Below are 16,795 nucleotides of genomic sequence, written 5' to 3' on the forward strand. Positions count from 1 at the left end.
TGCCATTTCATGAACAAAACCAGCGCCCTGAATACTCCTTAAAGAAACGGATACAAAAAGCACTTTGAGTAAACAAAGTTGGACTTTTCAAATATTTCTGAATTGTTATCAACATCAAAAAAAGCGCTGCGTAACAACCCGCAGCGCTTTTTCGTTAAAAGACCAGTCAACGAGGTGATTTAAAAATCAAAAAACACCGTCTCCCCCTCACCCTGCAGGCGGATATCCAGCCGATAACGCACCTTGCCGTCCACCTCTTCGCGCTTGGCGATCAGCGTTTGGCGGCGCGCCGGTGATTCAATGCGCGACAGCACCGGACACTGGTCGTTCGCAGCCCCTTCGTCATCGAAATAGAGCCGGGTCTGCAGGTGGATATTCACCCCTCGCGCAAAGATCGCCAGGTTGATATGCGGCGCCATGCGCTGGCCGCTGGGGTGCTTTACTGCGCCGGGTTTGATGGTGGTCAACGACCACTCGCTGCCACGATCAAAGGTGGTGGCCGTGCGGCCAAAGCTGTTGAACGGCTTGCTCAGGTCATAGTCGGCCTGGTAATCGCCGTTCGCATCGGCCTGCCACGCTTCTAAAAACGCATCGCGCACCAGATCGCCGTTGCCGTCAATGACGGTGCCCACCACCTCGATATGTTCACCCTGGGCGTCAGGCCTGGCCATCTCGCTCCAGATCTCTTCATCCCGCGTCGGGTTACCGGCAGCCGCGAGGGCAAGGCCGATATGCACGTAAGGGCCAGCGGTTTGCGAGGCGGTTTCGCGCAGCATGAGTGCACTGGTCGGCTGACTATTGGGTTGAATCACAGGTTGCTTCATCCTTCGTCCCCTGACCTTATTGATTTTCAAAGAAAGTTTGCAGCTCGCCGCGTACCACAATATCAAAGCGGTAGGCGAGACAGTCCATGGGTTTGCTGTGGGCCATGTCGAGCCGCCCAATCATGGTTTCCACGGCGTCAGGATCTTTCAATGTGTGGACGATGGGACACAGCGGAATCAGTGGGTCACCCTCAAAGTACATCTGGGTAATCAACCGGGTGGAGATCGCAGGCCCTGTGACCGACACATGGATATGCGCAGGCCGCCAGCTATTCATATCATTCGGCCAAGGGTAGGGGCCGGGTTTGATGGTGCGGAACCGATAAATACCCTGTTCATCGGTCAAGCAGCGCCCTACCCCTCCAAAATGAGGATCCAGCGGTGCCAGATACTTATCGTTTTTATGGCGATAACGACCACCGGCATTGGCCTGCCACATTTCGACCAGCGTGTGGGGCACGGGCTTGCCAAACTGATCGACGACGCGACCAAACATCATGATCCGTTCGCCCTGGGGCAGCCCCTGACCGTGGCTAAAGTTCATCAGCAGGTCGTTATCGTGGGGACCCATGCGCAAGTGGCTAAAATCGGGGCCGGTCAGCTCGGAGACGGTAGGCTGCTGCATGCTCACCAGCGCTTGCTGGGGGGAGCGGGCAACGGAAGTCTTGTAACCCGGCGCGTAAGCGGGTGGATGCCAGCTGCGGTCGCGGGCCACAAAGCGTTTATTGTCGTGGGTCATCGCCTTTACCTCTTGTTTGAATCGATGTTTCTCATCGTCACTAGGCTACTCGCCCCAGCCCAGCTCTTTAGCGAGGGCAAAAGCGTGATTGGCTGCCGGCACGCCACCGTAAATCGCCACGTGCATCAACACCTGGCGCAGCTCGGCTTCTGTCAGCCCAATGCGTTTGGCAGTCTTCAAGTGCAGCGACAGCTCTTCACGGCCGAGAGCAGCGAGAATGCCGGTGGTAATCATACTGCGCTCGCGGCGGGTCAAGTCCTCGTTGCTCCACAGCTCTCCCCAGGCAAAGCGGGTAATCATTTGCTGGAAAGGCGTATCGAGGCTATTGGCGTTGGCGGTAGAGCGCGCTACATGCTCTTCTCCCAATACCTGTTTGCGGGTTTCCAGCCCCGTGGCGTATGCCACGCCCTGGTTCGCCACATCGCCCAGGTCCGTAGCCAGCAGAGCAAGAAGCTTTTGCGCGAACAGCACTGGGGCCTCTACCGAGGGCACGTGGCCAACGCCGTCCAGAATCTCCAAAGGCGCGCCATCGAGTTCCGTGGCCAGCGCTTTTAGTGTCGCAGGCGGGGTGGCCATGTCTTCACTGCCACCCAATAGCTGTACCTTGACCTTTTGCCCCGAGAGCTTGCCGGTGAAGGTATCACGCCCCAGCATCTCGCAAAGCTGGGCGTAGGACTCGTCGTCGCCACGCCCCATCTGGGTACACCAGCCTGCTTTAAGTGCGGGGCTTGCCTCGAACGCTGCCGGGGCGAACCAGCGCGGCACGATCTCTTGAGACATCGCCGCCAGGCCTTCCTGACGAACGCGCTCGGCCCGCGTATTCCATAAATCAGGATGACCAATCACTGCGCCAGTATTGGTCAGGGTGGCCGTCAATAATCGCTCGGCATGCGCGGCGATCAACTGCTGGCCCACCACACCCCCAATCGAGGTACCCACGAAGTGAAAACGCTGAGCACCCGCCAGCGCAGCCAAGGCCAGCACCTCGTCGGCCAGCGCTGCCGGTGTCACCTGGCGGCCGCTCACCGCCTGGCTGGCACCGTGGCCAGGCAGATCCCAGGTCAGTACGCGGTAGCGGGGCAGCAGCGCGGGGATTACGTCATCCCATACGGCCTGGCTCATGCCCAGCGGGTGCGCCAGCACGATCAGCGGGTTCACTTCTGACCCCATCAGGCGATAGGCGACGCTGCGGCCATTGAGGGTATGAAAAGCCATGCTTGCCTCCGTTAAACGCGTTCGATCAGCGTCGCAATGCCCTGCCCCACGCCGACACACATGGTGCACAGCGCATAACGCTTGCCACTGTTTTGCAGTTCGTGGGCCGCCGTCAGCAGCAGCCGCGCGCCCGACATCCCCAGCGGGTGCCCCAAAGCGATGGCACCGCCGTTCGGGTTGACGCGTGGGTCATCGTCGGCCAGCCCCAGGTCGCGCATACAGGCCAAGGCCTGGGCAGCAAAGGCCTCGTTGAATTCGAACACATCGATATCGTCCATGGCGATCCCCGTGCGCTCGAGCAACTTCTGCACGGCGGGCACCGGACCGTAACCCATGATGCGCGGTTCGACACCGGCGGTGGCCATGCCGATGATTTTGGCCATCGGGGTCAGGCCATGGCGTTTGACCGCGGCTTCGCTGGCCACCAGCATGGCCGCCGCTCCGTCGTTGACGCCCGAGGCGTTGCCCGCCGTGACGCTGCCCCCATCACGGAAAGGCGTCGGCAGGCCCGCAAGCTTCTCCAGCGTGGTTTCCCGCAGGTGTTCGTCCTGGTCGAAAAGCAGCGCTGCCTGCTTGCGACGCGGAATCTCGATGGCAGTGATCTCCTGGGCAAAGCGACCGGCCTTTTGGGCCGCGGCGGCTTTTTGCTGGGAGCGCAGCGCAAAGGCGTCCTGGTCTTCCCGGGAGATGTTGAACTGCTCCGCGACGTTTTCGGCGGTTTCCGGCATGGAGTCCACCCCATAGGCCTTCTTCATCGCAGGATTGATAAAGCGCCAGCCGATGGTGGTGTCTTCGATGGTCTGGCTGCGGGCAAAGGCACTGTCGGCCTTGCCCATGACGTAGGGCGCCCGAGACATGGACTCCACACCGCCCGCCAACGCCAGCTCCATTTCGCCCGCCTTGATGGCACGGAAAGCGGTGCCCACGGCATCCATCCCCGAACCACACAGGCGGTTCATGGTCGTGCCGGGAACCGAGGTGGGCATGCCCGCCAGCAGCGACGCCATGCGCGCCACGTTGCGGTTGTCTTCTCCCGCCTGGTTGGCGCAGCCCATAAAGACTTCTTCGATGGCCGCCGGGTCCAGGTTCGGCGCGTCAGCCAGTACTGCCTTGAAAATCGCGGCGGCAAAGTCGTCGGGACGCACGCTGGCCAGGGTGCCGCCAAAGCGACCAATGGCGGTGCGACGGGGATGACAAAGATAAACGTCACTCATGGCAAACTCCTCATGCGCCCGCGTGGGCCCGCTCGGTGCGCGCTTTCAGCTCACGCAAGATGGTTAATTCGTGTTCGCTGGGCTCCGGTGTGCTCTCGAGCTGTTCGGCAAAGCGAATCTCCCAGCCGGTGGCCTCAATCACATCGTCACGGCTCACGCCCGGATGCAGCGATACTACCACCAACTCTTTGGTGTCCGGGTCGGGCTTCATCACGCACAGGTCGGTGATCACACGGGTGGGGCCCTTGCCGATATTGGGCACGTTATCGCGCCCCTTGCCATCACGGCCAAACCCGAGCGTCGTTACAAAATCCACGCGCTCTACGAAGGCACGCCGAGAGTGCTTGAGAGTGATGAACACCTCGCCCGCGTTGGTGGCAATTTCCGGGGCACCACCGCCGCCCGGCAGGCGCACTTTGGGCTCACGATAATCACCAATCAAGGTGGTGTTCAGGTTGCAGTAGCGGTCGATTTGCGCGGTGCCCAGAAAGCCCACGTCGATCTTGCCGCCCTGCAGCCAGTAGCGAAACATCTCAGGCACGGCCACGGTGGTCAGCGCCGTCTCGGCCAGCTCACCATCCCCAATGGAGAGAGGCAGCACATCGGGTTTGGTTTGCAGGGTGCCGGATTCGTAGATCAGGACCACTTCCGGGGCATGGGTCAGGCGCGCCAGATTGGCCGCTTCCGAGGGGAGCCCAATGCCCACAAAACAGGTCATGCCATTTTCCAGCGCCCGCGCGGCGGTCACCGACATCATTTCAGAAGAGGTATATTCCAGACTCATCAGGCTTGGCCTCCTACGGGATTGCTGGCAGTGCGGTACACGTTGTCGTCGAGCCACTGGGTGAAGGTATCCCGGTCACGGGCAATGGCATCCCACTCTTTATAGAAACGGTTACTGCGCCCGTAGTAGCCGTGAGTATAAGAGGGCAACGCCCCTTTTTCGGCGACGGCAATCGCGCTGATCGCCCAACTGGGGATCACACAGGCATTCGGGTGGGCGTTCAGGTCATCAACGATCTCTTCCACCGTGACGATGCTCTGCCTGGCCGCCAACACGGCTTCTTTCTGCACGCCGACGATTCCTTCCACCAGTACATTCCCCTGCCGGTCGGCCCGCTGCGCGTGGATGATGGAAACATCGGGGCGCACGGAGGGCACGGCGGCCAAGCGCTCGCCGGTAAAGGGGCATTCGATGAACTTGATCTGCTCATTGACGCTGGGTAGCTCGCTCCCCACGTAGCCACGCAGCACGGCCAGCGGCAGGCCAGCGGCCCCTGCTTCGAAGGCACAGGCCATGGCGGCGTGGCTATGCTCCAGAATCTCGACCTTATGCGGCCAGCCTTTCTCAACGGCATCGCGCAGGCGATGCAAGGAACCCACGCCCGGATTACCGCCCCAGGAAAAGATCACTTTCCTGGCGCAACCCGCCCCGATCAGCTGGTCGTAGATGATATCTGGGGTCATCCGAATCAGCGTCAGGTCGCGCTTTTTCTGGCGGATCACTTCGTGACCTGCCGCAAAAGGAATCAAATGGGTAAACCCTTCCATGGCCACGGTAGCGCCGTCCTGGACGTAGCGCGCTACCGCGTCATGCAAGCTGAGAAACTCGGCCATTGTTGGTTGCCTCTTCACTGGACGTTGGCGTACTTATTCGTATTGGCGTACTAACTCGTTATGTTCGTTAAACGAACATAGATTCTCTATACGAACAAGTTACTGTCGAACGATAATGGGGTCAAATGGCTTCTTCACTGAATGCCTCGCGGGCATGATGAAAGGCATTCTCGAAAACCCAACAAAAATATTAAATAACAACAACTTACAGTTTTAAAAGCCAATTTTTTGCGCGTATCACCTGCTCCTCGCTGCTACCAAGGTATAAAGCGGGGTCACACACCCGGCTCAGCTCTTCAGGCGTTAGTTGACGGTTAACGTCAGGATATTCGAGCAGGACTTCCGCGTAGGGTCGCGCCTGAAGACGGGAGGTTTCTGCCGCTTCAGCACTCAAGGCCTTCGCGCGCTCAGGCCCGAGGCAGGCCGTCAGTAACTTCGCCACGGGCTCTGCCATGATGCCGCCGCCCGTCGCCCGCAAGTTGCGCTGCATGCGCTCTGGATACACTTCCAGCCCTTCGAGCAACACCACCAGCTGCTCCAGCGCACCTTCCGTGAGCAGCGCGCTTTCGATGAGCGGCGCCCATTCGGCATGCCACTCCCCCAGCCCCCTCTCCAAAGGATGGGCGGCAGCATTCAACAGCACCGAGGCGTGACCATGTACCTGGCGTGCAGCCCCGCGGATCAAGGCACTGCGTACGGGGTTGCGTTTATGGGGCATGGAAGAGGACTCCCCCATGCCGGGGGCAGAGGGCTCAGCGACTTCGCCCACTTCTGTCTGGGTCAGCAGGGAGACGTCCAGCGCTACCTTTTCTGCAGCGCCGACCACGGCATCCAGGGCCGTACCAAGCGCGTGAACAGGGTAACGATCGGTATGCCAAGACAGCGTTGGAGCTGCCAAACCGAGATGCGTTGCCAACGCATCCATCCACCCAAGGCCCTGAGCATCCCAGCCGGAGTGCACTCCCACGGCACCCCCAAACTGCACAGGAAGCTCGATGGCACCCAAACGACGCCGGGACCGCTCCAGGCCGACGGCCCAATGCGCGACTTTTACCCCAAAGGTCATGGGCAGTGCCTGCTGCATTAACGTTCGACCGACCATTGGCGTTTTTGCATGGGCCTCCATCAGCGCCAGCGCCGCTGCACGGCACCGCAGCAGTAGCGTATCCATGGCCGCTAGCCGAGGCTTCAGCAGGAGCATGATGGCTGAATCGACCACATCCTGACTCGTGGCGCCGACATGCCAGTAACGCTTCAGGTCATCGGATAAACGCTTTCGCCCCTGCTTGACGAAAGGTATCGCCGCATTGCCGCCGCTCGCGATACCTGCAGCCAGCTCATCCATATCAAACGTCGCGTTTGCTAACGCCTCGCGCATTTTCTGGCTCACCCCGGGCGGAATGGCGCCGCTCTCCTCTTGCACCCTGGCTAACGTAAGCTCAAAGGCCAACATGGCCTGTAACATGGCCGAGTCATCGCAGGCACAGAGGCCGTGCTGGCTCATAAACGGATGCTTTAGAAATGCGGAAGGCATATCAACCTCGCTGTTTGAAACGGTAGGTAGCGCGCAATAAACAAACGTACAATTGTTCGCAATTCGAACGCCATGCTAAATTGGTCTGATAAGTAGGGCAATGCTCATTCTTTCACTGACCGCCAATCCGAGATCTTATGCTCGCCATTCTTGCGATTACCACGCCCATATTTTTACTCATCAGTGCTGGTTATATCGCCCGCTGGAGCGGGGTGATTGAGCGCGAGCAGATGCAGGGGGTCGCCATTTTCGTGCTCTACTGTGCCCTACCTGCCCTGATCATCAGAGCGTTGACCCAGCACCCGCTGGAAGAGATTTTTCAGCTCAATTATCTGATCGCTTACGGAATAGGCTCTTTGCTGATCTTTGGCGGTGCGCTACTGCTCACCTGGCGGTATCAGCACCAACCACCTCATGTCAGCTCGATACAAGCACTCGGCATGGCCGCGGCCAATAGCGGCTTTGTTGGCTACCCCGTGGCGGCGATGGTCATCGGGTCACCCGCGGCGGTGCTGCTGGCGCTGAACATGATCATCGAGACACTGCTGATCATCCCCATGGCGATCATTCTCGCAGAGATGACGACACAACAAGGGAGCAGTGCATGGAAAACCGTCACGAAGACCGTATCGAGCCTCGCTAAAAATCCCGTACTCGTCGGCTTGTGTGTGGGTATTTTGCTGGCGGCGACCGGTGTCACCATCCCCTTGCCCCTGAGGAAAGCCATTGACATGCTGGCCAATGCAGCTGGCCCGGCCGCCCTGTTTGTCATCGGCGGCACTCTTTTTGGCCTGCAGATCAAAGGCATGGCGCGCGATGTGAGCCAGATCGTGATGGGCAAACTCATCCTGCACCCCTTGGCCATCCTTATCGTCTTTTTGCTGGTACCCGGCATCGAGCCTATCTATCTCGTAGGGGCACTGCTGTTCTCGGCGGCCCCGATGATCAGTATCTACCCACTGCTAGGGCAACGCTATGGCCTGGGGGGTGTCAGCGCGGCGGCCATGCTGGTAGCCACGGTGGCCTCCTTTTTTACCCTTAGCCTCATTCTCTGGCTGGTCAGCCTTACCCAATGGCTGGCTTTTTGATAGCGCCAATGATGTGCGCTTCGTGACGGTTAGAGCCGCCCTTATAGGAAGCGGCTCGTCATCAGGCGCGATATGGCTCCCGCGAGTGTTACTGATCGGCAGCTTTCATCACCGCGTCCAGGGCCGCCTGGTAGCCTTGAGTGCCCAGCCCGGCGATCACACCATCGGCCCGCAGTGAGACATAGGAGTGGTGGCGAAAGCGCTCACGCTTGTGCACATTGGAAATGTGCACTTCAATCACCGTGCCCTCGAAGGCATTCAGAGCATCCAGGATAGCCACAGAGGTATGGGTGTAAGCGGCAGGATTGATAATGATCGCCTGGGTGCCATCGAGCCGTGCAGCGTGGATGGCATCGATCAGGGCGCCCTCGTGGTTGCTCTGCAGGCAGTTCAGCGTCCATCCCGCCATGACCGCTTTTTCACGCAGCGCGTTATTGACGTCTTCCAGCGTCTCGTAGCCGTAGATTTCCGGCTGCCGGGTGCCCAGCAAATTCAGGTTGGGCCCATGCAGGACAAGCACTTTAGCCTGGCTCATGCATCATTCTCCTTCAGCAGTTGGCGGCGATAGTGGGCAAATAGCGTGGCCGATTGCTGTGCTGCTGCCTCGCGTTTAGCGTCATCTTCACAAAAAAACTTGAAGGCGTCGACGCCTTGAAAGACGAACAGGCTAACACCGCTCACCACCGCAGCACCGACCTGCTTCGCCGCCGCAACAAACTCGGTGACGGCGGGCACGTACACCGCGTCAAAGATCCAATGGCGTGCCTCTACCAACTCGGCGGGCAGCTTGCGCAATTCTTTATTGAGACGGTGGGGGCACCCCCTGATAAAGCCACTGGTTTGGGGCAGCTGCTGGTCAGACAAGGCCATGCGGCAAAGCGCACGGTCATGATTGGCGACTCTTACAATGACTACCGCGCGGCTCGCTCCAACGGCACGCGATTCATTGGCGTCGCTGCAGAGCCCCACCCATCCCCTTTCCCTGCCGATACCGTGGTCATCAATGACCTGCGTCAACTGGAAGAGGCGCTGCTGAGCCTGGAATAATTGTTCGGCATTCGAACAATATGCTACATTGTTGCCTGACCAAGCATCCACCAATGAGAATGCAACATGGCAGATATTCTACAGGCAGATGCCCTGCAGCCTGATGACAGAGACTTTGTTACCGCCTTGGCCAGCGGCCTGGAAGTCATCATGGCGTTTGACGATTCACACCCCAGAATGACCCTCAGCGAAGTGGCTGCGCGTACCGGCATGAACCGCGCAAAAGCACGTCGATTTTTGCTGACGCTACATGCGCTGGGATACGTTAGAAAACAGCAGCGTTACTTTGAGCTGTCTCCCAAAGTATTACAGCTCGGTTACTCTTTTCTCTCTGCCAACAATTATCGCAGTGTGATCCAGCAGTATCTGGAGGATATTACTGCGCAGTGCGGGGAATCGTCATCACTAGGCATTCTGGATGGCGATGAGGTGATTTATGTCGCACGCTCCGCCGCCCCCCATCGGTTGATGTCTATTTCGCTCTCTGTGGGCACACGCCTGCCTGCGGCCCACACATCCATGGGCCGTGTGCTGCTTGCTCAGCTCTCTGAATCGGCACTGGATGCCTACTTATCGAGAATTGTACTCGAGCGCCATACTGAGAAAACGATTACCGATAAAGAGTACCTTAAAAAATGCATCAACAAGGTTCGTCAGCAAGGCTATGCCATCTCTGACCAGGAGCTGGACCCAGGCTTGAGGTCGTTGGCTGTCCCTGCATTTGATATGAATGGAAAGCTGCTGGGCGCCATCAATATCAGTACCAATGCGGCCAGGGTCGATATGGAGACGCTGCTTAAACACCACCTGCCGCTCCTGCAGGAAAAAGGGCGTTTGATCCGCTCGACGATCAGTGCCTAGCATTGAGCTTCAAGCTTCGTGAAGCAGTCGAGAAAAATGCGCGCACCGCCAGCTATCTTTAAAATATTTCATTCATTTTCATGAAGATAGCTGAGCAAAGCATATAACTGCTTGTGCTCAACTTTTGCACAAACATCGGCTAGCTTCTACATTGAGCACAGTATATGAACTAAGGATACACCTATCTCGTTAGCTCATGAGGAGCTAATCTTCACAATCAAGGAGAGATAACATGTTGAAATTTCTGGCAAGCACCGTCGGCATCATTTTCATGATTGGCCTACTGGTCGTCATAGGCCTATTGATGCTGATTTTCTAGGCTGAGTGCCATATTGCTCATTTTTAATGAATTGATGCCCTCCTAAACAAAGCACTGATATTTCAAACCATACTGTAAAGCAAAGGGTTGCCAAGAGGAGTAGGTATTCTGCAGACCTCTTGGCACACTTGAGTTTTTGTGGCCTGATTAAAACCATCGTGCCGCAATATGCTCATCCAAGACTCTTCTATAAGTTCTCTCCCCGCCTAACCTGCTCCACCCAACCACGCCAGCACGGCCTCTTTCGAGCGCTGTTCGCGTTCGGCATACAGCCCCAGCTCATCCTGCACCGGGGCGCCCAGGGCGGCTTCGAAGGCGTCGCGGTTTGCGTTACCGGCGTAAGCGCCGTTTTCACTGCCGCCCAGGTTGGATTGGAAAATACCGGCGGCACTGACGGGCAGAAAATCTTCATAGGTGATCGGCTGGGCCTCGACCCACCCCTGGGCCAGCAGCGATTCCAGGTCGGCGTGCTCGGCGCGGCCCTTGGCTGCCCGCCCGGCGTCGGTCAGGTGATAGTGGAAGTAGGCCAGCTGCTCGGTGCGAATCGCCTCGTGGTGGTCCGGAAACGCGGCGAACACGCGCTCCATGATGGCCTGATGGGCGTCATTATCCAGGCCAGCGGTCTGGGCACGCCCCTGGTTCAGCAGCTCATCATAAAGCGCCCGCCCTTTAGGGGTCAGCGCCATGCCGCGCTGCTCGATTTCGCCAAAGCGGGCGGTATGGGTGCCTTGATCGTCTCCGGCAAAGCGAATCGACTCTTCTAGCGCCTTAAAACTGGTTTGGCGCAGCAACATGGGGCACTCACGGCGGGGCGGCCCTTCGATCACCGCCTTGGGGTTCATGCCCATGCTCGGCATGCGACGCTGTGCTTCGTCGATATCCAGGGTTCTGGGCGTCAGGTGGTTGATGTGCGGCCCCTTGAAACACACCACATCGGCAATCAGGCGATGCTCGTCGTGCAGCGCCTGGTAGGTTTCCAGATCGACGGTCGCTTCCTGATGCCAGCGGAAGGTTTCCAGCGCCTCGCTGACGAACTGGTCGGCCTCTTCACTGTTCAACCCGCCCTGGGTTTCGTGGCGCTGAATGAGCGCCCGCACCGTTGGGGTAAAGATATCCCGCTGGGCCAGAATCTCCTCGGCGCGACGGCGCAGCGCCTCGCTCTCGATCAGCTCCAGGCGCAATAAAGAGGTAAAGACCCGGAAAGGGTTCAGCGCCAGGGCTTCGTCTTCGATGGGCCGAAACGCCGTAGAGTGCACCGGCACGCCCGCTTCCGAGAGGTCGTAATACCCCACCGGGTACATGCCCATGACCGCAAACAACCGGCGCAACATGGCAAGCTCGGCCTCGGTGCCCACCCGGATCGCCCCGTGGCGCTCAACGCTCAGCCGAGCCAGCTCGCCCTGCGCCTCCAGCCGGTGGCGCAGCGCGGGCTGCTGTTGAAGGGTTTCCTGGTTCACGCGCTCGACCAGTTCCAGCAGCGCACCGTACTGCGGCACTTCCGCTTGATACATGGCCGACATCGCTTTGGAGAAACGGTCGCGTATTGCATCAGTAGTGATAAAGGACATGTTGTGGCTCTCTGGGGTCGATAAAGAACGGCAAGCGTCGCCAGCCTCATGGCCTCTTTATGACACGTGCTTGCGTTGCGTTCTATCAAACCGACTCGGGGAGCGAACCACAAACGAAAAAAAGCACTCAATGCATGCCAAAAAGGAATGCTTGAAGGCTTTTATAAAGAGCGGCTAGCACTGGGTACGCAACAGCATGGCGCCCAGGAGTGCCCTTTGGTAGGGTGGGATTCCTTACCGTCATTCCGTTGAGTGACGCTTGCCCAGGAGCGCCCGCGTTCACCATGCGCAATCTTCCTTCCATCACCGCCATGCAGTGCTTCGAGGCGGCCGCCCGTCACATGAGCTTCACCCGGGCCGCCGACGAGCTGAACCTGACCCAGAGCGCGGTCAGTAAACAAGTGGCACAGCTGGAAACTACCCTGGAGCACAAGCTGTTTCGCCGGGTACGCCGCAGCCTGCTGCTGACCCCCGAAGGGGCGATTTTTCTGAGCGATGTGCGCAAGGTGCTGACCCAGATCGAGATGTCCACCCAGGCCATCATGACGTACAGCGGCCACAGCGAAGTGCTCAACATCGCCACCCTGCCCAGCTTCGGCAGTCGCTGGCTGGCCAACAAGCTGCCCTCATTCATGGCGGCGCATCCTGGTATCAGCCTGGCGTTTCATGACCGCGTCGAGGATTTCGACCTGGAGCAGGAGAACATCGACATTGCCCTCTTGTATGGGCACGGCAGCTGGCCCAACCTGGCCTGCCACAAGCTGGCCGACGACCTCATGGTCGCCGTCGCCTCCCCAGCCTGGCTGGCCCAGCACCCGATTCATTCACTCGACGATTTGACCCAGCGCCCACTGCTACACCTTTCGACCCGCCCGGATGCCTGGCACCACTGGTTTGCCAGCCAGCACGTCATGACCGAGCGCAGCTACCACGGCACCCGTTTCGAAACCTTCCCCATGCTGGTCAGGACCGCCATGGCAGGCGGCGGCGTGGCACTGGTGCCCCACTTCACCGTGGATGAAGAGCTGGAGAGCCAACGGCTCGCCCTGGCATGGCCATACCAACTGCTCAGCCGCAACGCCTACTACCTCGTCTACCCCGAACACCTAGGAGAACTCGCCAAGGTGCGCCGCTTTGTTGAGCATGTGGTGCCGTTTGGGGAGGGATAGGCTTTGATGAGGCTGGGCAGATGTATGGAGAACAGCCTCCAGCCCGCCCCAAAATAGCCTTAACAGCACAACCCCTTACTACAAGGAACTGCGTAACATCAGGGCAGCCACCAGCTCCCGCGCGAAGCGTTGCGCAGCAGGCAGCGCGCCAAAACTCCATACCGGCGGTAAACGCAATAGCGTGGCGTTTTTAACGCTGGGTAAGTGCTGCCATAAACCACTTTTTGCCAGTGATGCTTCGACCCCGGCGGGCAGCGGCTCGACCACGACCAGCGTGGCCTCGGGGTAGTCGTAGAGCGCTTCGATCCCCACCAGTGAAAATCCCCAGGCGTTAGTGGGCCGATCCCAGGCATTGGCCAAGTCGATCTGCTCCAGCACGGCGTGATAGAGGCTGTTGTCGCCAAACACCCTGACATGACGGGCATCCATGAATTGCACTATCAGTAGCGGCGGCGTATCGGGGCGCTGTTGGCGAAGTGTTGCCAGCAGCGCCTGCGTTTCGTTGATGAGCTGCGCGGCCTGCTCTCGGCGGTCGGTCAACTCCCCCAGCTGGCGGGTGAGTGTGTGTATCTCTTGCCAGGTATGGGTGCCGGGGGAATAGGGGTAAAACGACGTGACCGGGGCCACTCGTTCCAGCCGCTCCGTCAAACCGGCGAACATCGGTGAAATGAACGTATGCGCCGGGGGCGACTGGGCCATGAGTTCGAGGTTGGGCTGCGACCGCAGGCCCAGGTCTGCAACGCCATCGGGAATTCCTGGCTCCCCTACCCACTCATGGTAGCCCTTGTGTTGAGCGGTACCGCTCAGCGGCGCGTCGATGGCCAGCAGCGTTTCGGCAATGGTCCAGTTGAGGGTGGCCCACTGCGCGTGGGCACTCGACAAGGGCAGCCAGCAAGCGGCCATCAAACAGCAGCGAGCCAGGAAAGAAAGCATCGACCGGTGGCACATGGCAGCGAGAGCATCAGAAAAGAGAGACCACATTTAGACGTCAATAGGCACTTTTTGCAAGGCATCACGAAAAAATCACACCCGCATATGCTAATGCCTCTCATTTTGTTTATCATATAGATCCACATCGGGCAGGTGGCCGTGGCGCCAACGCCAGGCGCTGCCGTACACAAAACTGGATCGATACCATGCCTCTCGGGAACACCTCCAACACAGCGGCCCAGCGCCGCAAAGCACGGCTGTTGCGCGCGATGACACTGCTCGCAATGGGCATGACGCCCGTGGCCACCTGGGCACAAACGAGTGCCGACACCCAATCCCTGGATACCGTCACCGTCACGGGCACCATCCCCACCTACGGCGATACGCCGCCGCCAGCCTTCGCCGGTGGCCAAATCGCGGCAGGGGGCCGCGTGGGCCTGATCGGTGAAAGGGACGCGATGGACGTGCCTTTCAACGTCATCAGCTATACAAGTGAGCTGATGGAGAACCAGCAATCCCAGACGCTGGGCGATACGCTGCAAAACGATGCCTCGGTATCGGTAGGGCTGGGCTTTGGCATCTACGGCGAAGCGTACAAGGTGCGCGGCTTCAACCTGACCGGTGACGACGTGGCCTATGGCGGCCTCTACGGTGTCCTGCCACGGCAGATTATCAACAGCGACCTGGCCGAGCGCGTCGAAGTCTTCAAAGGCGCCAGTGCCTTTACCTCGGGCATTCCCATCGGCGGGAACGGCGGCATTGGCGGCACCGTCAACATCGAGCCCAAGCGTGCAGGAAATGACCCGATGCTCAACCTCTCCAGTGGCTATCGCTCCGATGGCTACGGCGAAGTGGGCGTCGATGCCAGCCAGCGTTATGGTGAACAACAGCAATGGGGCGCGCGGGTAAGCGCCACGCGCGGCCGGGGTGACACCGCCATCGATGACGAAAACCAGCGCGATACCTCCGCCGTCGTGGGGCTCGACTACCGTGGCGAACAGGGCCGGATACTGCTCGATGTCGGCCATCAAAAGCTCACCCTGGATAATGGCCGTTCAAGCGTCAACACCGGCGTGGCCACCCAGGTGCCCGCTGCGCCGGACGCCTCCTTGAACTACACCCCCTCGTTCGGTGGAACCGCACTGGAAACCAATTTCGGCATGGTCCGGGGCGAATATGACCTCACCGACTCCTGGACCGCGTTCGCGGCCCTAGGCGGTAATCGCACGCTCGAAGGCATCGTGTCGGCCACTCCGCGCCTGACCGATGACGCGGGCAACGCCAGCGTCAACGACTTCGAAACCAGCAACCACATCGACAACATCGCCAGCCAGGCAGGGTTCCGTGGCTACGTGCTGACCGGCCCGGTCAGCCACGACATCACCGTTGGCTACTCCAGCGCCTATCGCAAGTTCGACACCGACTGGAGCTTCCTCGCGGCAGGCACCACCAACATCTATAACCCGGTCGATTTATCCCGCCCGGAAGGCACGCCGTTCGTGGGGGGGAGCGTGACGCGCACCCGCTCCCAAGGGGTCACGCTGAGCGATACGCTGGGCTTCATCGATGACCGGCTGCTGCTGACACTGGGCGCACGCTATCAGGAACTCGACATCGACGAGCGCCCCAATGCCGATAGCAGCAACCGCTATGCCGACCGTCGGGTCACTCCCGCCGTGGGCGCGGTGTTCAAGACCACGGAGAATGTCTCGCTCTACGCCAACTACGTCGAAGCCTTGCAGGATGGCGGCACGGTCACCGATACCACTGCGATGAACTTTGGCCAGCACCTGGGCATTGCCCGCGCCGAGCAGCACGAAGTGGGCGCCAAGTTCGACTACGGCAACCTGGGTGGAGGCATCAGCCTGTTCCAGATCGAGCTGCCCTCGGCTGCAGTCGTCGATGGCGTCGGCAACCTGGATAACGAGCAGCGCAATCGCGGCCTGGAACTAAGCCTTTACGGCGAGCCGACCCCCGGAGTACGCCTGTTCAGCAGCGCGACCTGGATAGACGCCAAACTCACCAAAACCCAGGATGGCAACGAAGGAAACGACGCCACGGGCGTGCCTGAGTACCGATTTGTATTCGGTGGCGAATGGGACACGCCCTTCATCGAACGCCTCACGGCCACGGGTCGCGTCCTGCACACGGGCTCCCAGTACGCCGATGTCGCCAACGACCTGCAGCTGGACTCCTGGACACGCCTCGATCTCGGCCTGCGCTACACCACCCCGCTGGGTGGCGCTGACTGGGTATGGCGCGCGGGCATCGACAACGTGACCGACGAAAACTACTGGTCCGGCGCCTCGACCTCCTTTGCGAACTACCTGGTCCAAGGCGAACCGCGCACCTTCAAGCTGTCGGCGACGGTCGAGTTTTAAGGAACAGCTGAACAATTCGTCGCTGAGCAGCTGATGCACTCAGTGCGGTCAAATCAACGAAGCAGCGGTCATTTTCTGCCCCGTTCGACCACTGGTTTCCCCTGCCAGCTGAATTATCCGGCTGGCAGGGCAGACTCAAGGCGCACTGGCCCCGTCAACTCGCCCCTAGCATCGTGTCGCCAGCACTAGGTTTTGTACGAAAAGTCATATCTGCTAAATTTGCCTATGCGATAGCTGCATAGGAGAACCGTCATGGTCGAACGTTATGAAGTCTCTGATAACGGCTGGG

The 16,795-nt window shown here is 59.4% G+C and carries 17 protein-coding genes; 6 read left to right on the top strand and 11 right to left on the bottom strand.

Translation table 11 applies throughout. The features are described 5' to 3' along the window. Window positions 1-179 precede the first annotated feature (179 nt). The 7 genes from pcaG to IE061_RS12240 form a co-directional block, all read right to left on the bottom strand. Window positions 180-824 carry a protocatechuate 3,4-dioxygenase subunit alpha gene (gene pcaG / locus IE061_RS12210; RefSeq protein ID WP_193461717.1) on the bottom strand — a complete coding sequence of 215 codons (645 nt, stop codon included), beginning with the start codon at window positions 822-824 and terminating at the stop codon, window positions 180-182. A 16-nt stretch (window positions 825-840) separates the two neighbouring features. Continuing rightward, window positions 841-1,563: a protocatechuate 3,4-dioxygenase subunit beta gene (pcaH, locus tag IE061_RS12215; protein WP_039174913.1), complete on the bottom strand. Its 723-nt coding sequence runs from the start codon at window positions 1,561-1,563 to the stop codon at window positions 841-843. Window positions 1,564-1,608: 45 nt separating this feature from the next. Next, window positions 1,609-2,778 (bottom strand): alpha/beta fold hydrolase, encoded by a 1,170-nt coding sequence (locus IE061_RS12220; RefSeq protein ID WP_193461718.1) that lies wholly within the window; start codon window positions 2,776-2,778, stop codon window positions 1,609-1,611. An 11-nt stretch (window positions 2,779-2,789) separates the two neighbouring features. Continuing rightward, a complete protein-coding gene (gene pcaF, locus IE061_RS12225) occupies window positions 2,790-3,992 on the bottom strand; it encodes a 3-oxoadipyl-CoA thiolase (protein ID WP_081194442.1) in 1,203 nt (400 codons plus the stop codon). Window positions 3,993-4,002: 10 nt separating this feature from the next. Beyond that, window positions 4,003-4,776 (bottom strand): CoA-transferase subunit beta, encoded by a 774-nt coding sequence (locus tag IE061_RS12230; RefSeq protein ID WP_189464133.1) that lies wholly within the window; start codon window positions 4,774-4,776, stop codon window positions 4,003-4,005. Continuing rightward, window positions 4,776-5,609 carry a CoA transferase subunit A gene (locus IE061_RS12235; protein ID WP_096921926.1) on the bottom strand — a complete coding sequence of 278 codons (834 nt, stop codon included), beginning with the start codon at window positions 5,607-5,609 and terminating at the stop codon, window positions 4,776-4,778. The genes IE061_RS12230 and IE061_RS12235 overlap by 1 nt, the downstream gene beginning before the upstream one ends. Before the next feature lie 205 nt (window positions 5,610-5,814). Next, window positions 5,815-7,113 (bottom strand): class-II fumarase/aspartase family protein, encoded by a 1,299-nt coding sequence (locus IE061_RS12240; protein ID WP_229800870.1) that lies wholly within the window; start codon window positions 7,111-7,113, stop codon window positions 5,815-5,817. Between the two features lie 167 nt (window positions 7,114-7,280). Between IE061_RS12240 and IE061_RS12245 the strand changes: the two genes are divergently transcribed. Further along, the gene (locus tag IE061_RS12245; protein WP_096921924.1) at window positions 7,281-8,231 is read left to right on the top strand and encodes an AEC family transporter; all 951 of its coding nucleotides are present in this window, start codon (window positions 7,281-7,283) and stop codon (window positions 8,229-8,231) included. Between the two features lie 88 nt (window positions 8,232-8,319). Here the strand turns inward: IE061_RS12245 and aroQ are convergent, their stop codons facing one another. Together aroQ and IE061_RS12255 are read right to left on the bottom strand one after the other, a co-directional pair. Beyond that, window positions 8,320-8,766, bottom strand: coding sequence for a type II 3-dehydroquinate dehydratase (gene aroQ, locus IE061_RS12250; RefSeq protein ID WP_016915326.1), 447 nt, complete (start codon window positions 8,764-8,766; stop codon window positions 8,320-8,322). Then, window positions 8,763-9,101 carry a hypothetical protein gene (locus IE061_RS12255; RefSeq protein ID WP_229800871.1) on the bottom strand — a complete coding sequence of 113 codons (339 nt, stop codon included), beginning with the start codon at window positions 9,099-9,101 and terminating at the stop codon, window positions 8,763-8,765. Before IE061_RS12255 ends, aroQ begins: the two co-directional genes overlap by 4 nt. An 18-nt stretch (window positions 9,102-9,119) precedes the next feature. On the opposite strand from IE061_RS12255, the gene IE061_RS18115 reads away from it, so the two are divergent. From IE061_RS18115 to IE061_RS18340, 3 genes are all read left to right on the top strand, one after another. Continuing rightward, window positions 9,120-9,278, top strand: a complete 159-nt coding sequence (locus tag IE061_RS18115; protein ID WP_229800872.1) for an HAD family hydrolase — start codon at window positions 9,120-9,122, stop codon at window positions 9,276-9,278. 66 nt (window positions 9,279-9,344) lie between these two features. Next, a complete protein-coding gene (locus IE061_RS12265; RefSeq protein WP_096921923.1) occupies window positions 9,345-10,139 on the top strand; it encodes an IclR family transcriptional regulator domain-containing protein in 795 nt (264 codons plus the stop codon). Window positions 10,140-10,371: 232 nt separating this feature from the next. After that, window positions 10,372-10,458 carry a small membrane protein YohP gene (locus tag IE061_RS18340; protein ID WP_443089279.1) on the top strand — a complete coding sequence of 29 codons (87 nt, stop codon included), beginning with the start codon at window positions 10,372-10,374 and terminating at the stop codon, window positions 10,456-10,458. A 206-nt stretch (window positions 10,459-10,664) separates the two neighbouring features. On the opposite strand, the gene hglS is transcribed toward IE061_RS18340, so the two are convergent. Beyond that, window positions 10,665-12,026, bottom strand: a complete 1,362-nt coding sequence (gene hglS, locus IE061_RS12270) for a 2-oxoadipate dioxygenase/decarboxylase HglS (RefSeq protein WP_096921922.1) — start codon at window positions 12,024-12,026, stop codon at window positions 10,665-10,667. A gap of 284 nt (window positions 12,027-12,310) precedes the next feature. On the opposite strand from hglS, the gene IE061_RS12275 reads away from it, so the two are divergent. Beyond that, window positions 12,311-13,195: a LysR substrate-binding domain-containing protein gene (locus tag IE061_RS12275; protein ID WP_189464135.1), complete on the top strand. Its 885-nt coding sequence runs from the start codon at window positions 12,311-12,313 to the stop codon at window positions 13,193-13,195. 78 nt (window positions 13,196-13,273) lie between these two features. Here the strand turns inward: IE061_RS12275 and IE061_RS12280 are convergent, their stop codons facing one another. Then, window positions 13,274-14,128: an iron-siderophore ABC transporter substrate-binding protein gene (locus IE061_RS12280; RefSeq protein ID WP_189464136.1), complete on the bottom strand. Its 855-nt coding sequence runs from the start codon at window positions 14,126-14,128 to the stop codon at window positions 13,274-13,276. Window positions 14,129-14,331: 203 nt separating this feature from the next. Between IE061_RS12280 and IE061_RS12285 the strand changes: the two genes are divergently transcribed. Continuing rightward, entirely contained in the window at window positions 14,332-16,506 is a 2,175-nt protein-coding gene (locus IE061_RS12285) for a TonB-dependent receptor (protein ID WP_189464137.1), read from the top strand. The last annotated feature ends 289 nt before the right edge of the window (window positions 16,507-16,795 follow it).

Origin of the sequence: Vreelandella hamiltonii (assembly GCF_014651795.1) — a bacterium.
GTDB lineage: Bacteria > Pseudomonadota > Gammaproteobacteria > Pseudomonadales > Halomonadaceae > Vreelandella > Vreelandella hamiltonii.

What these genes read in the sequence shown, in the direction of transcription:
- pcaG (WP_193461717.1), bottom strand. Translation starts at nt 824, where the DNA reads ATGAAGCAACCTGTGATTCAACCCAATAGTCAGCCGACCAGTGCACTC.
- pcaH (WP_039174913.1), bottom strand. Translation starts at nt 1,563, where the DNA reads ATGACCCACGACAATAAACGCTTTGTGGCCCGCGACCGCAGCTGGCAT.
- IE061_RS12220 (WP_193461718.1), bottom strand. Translation starts at nt 2,778, where the DNA reads ATGGCTTTTCATACCCTCAATGGCCGCAGCGTCGCCTATCGCCTGATG.
- pcaF (WP_081194442.1), bottom strand. Translation starts at nt 3,992, where the DNA reads ATGAGTGACGTTTATCTTTGTCATCCCCGTCGCACCGCCATTGGTCGC.
- IE061_RS12230 (WP_189464133.1), bottom strand. Translation starts at nt 4,776, where the DNA reads ATGAGTCTGGAATATACCTCTTCTGAAATGATGTCGGTGACCGCCGCG.
- IE061_RS12235 (WP_096921926.1), bottom strand. Translation starts at nt 5,609, where the DNA reads ATGGCCGAGTTTCTCAGCTTGCATGACGCGGTAGCGCGCTACGTCCAG.
- IE061_RS12240 (WP_229800870.1), bottom strand. Translation starts at nt 7,113, where the DNA reads ATGAGCCAGCACGGCCTCTGTGCCTGCGATGACTCGGCCATGTTACAG.
- IE061_RS12245 (WP_096921924.1), top strand. Translation starts at nt 7,281, where the DNA reads ATGCTCGCCATTCTTGCGATTACCACGCCCATATTTTTACTCATCAGT.
- aroQ (WP_016915326.1), bottom strand. Translation starts at nt 8,766, where the DNA reads ATGAGCCAGGCTAAAGTGCTTGTCCTGCATGGGCCCAACCTGAATTTG.
- IE061_RS12255 (WP_229800871.1), bottom strand. Translation starts at nt 9,101, where the DNA reads ATGGCCTTGTCTGACCAGCAGCTGCCCCAAACCAGTGGCTTTATCAGG.
- IE061_RS18115 (WP_229800872.1), top strand. Translation starts at nt 9,120, where the DNA reads ATGATTGGCGACTCTTACAATGACTACCGCGCGGCTCGCTCCAACGGC.
- IE061_RS12265 (WP_096921923.1), top strand. Translation starts at nt 9,345, where the DNA reads ATGGCAGATATTCTACAGGCAGATGCCCTGCAGCCTGATGACAGAGAC.
- IE061_RS18340 (WP_443089279.1), top strand. Translation starts at nt 10,372, where the DNA reads ATGTTGAAATTTCTGGCAAGCACCGTCGGCATCATTTTCATGATTGGC.
- hglS (WP_096921922.1), bottom strand. Translation starts at nt 12,026, where the DNA reads ATGTCCTTTATCACTACTGATGCAATACGCGACCGTTTCTCCAAAGCG.
- IE061_RS12275 (WP_189464135.1), top strand. Translation starts at nt 12,311, where the DNA reads ATGCGCAATCTTCCTTCCATCACCGCCATGCAGTGCTTCGAGGCGGCC.
- IE061_RS12280 (WP_189464136.1), bottom strand. Translation starts at nt 14,128, where the DNA reads ATGCTTTCTTTCCTGGCTCGCTGCTGTTTGATGGCCGCTTGCTGGCTG.
- IE061_RS12285 (WP_189464137.1), top strand. Translation starts at nt 14,332, where the DNA reads ATGCCTCTCGGGAACACCTCCAACACAGCGGCCCAGCGCCGCAAAGCA.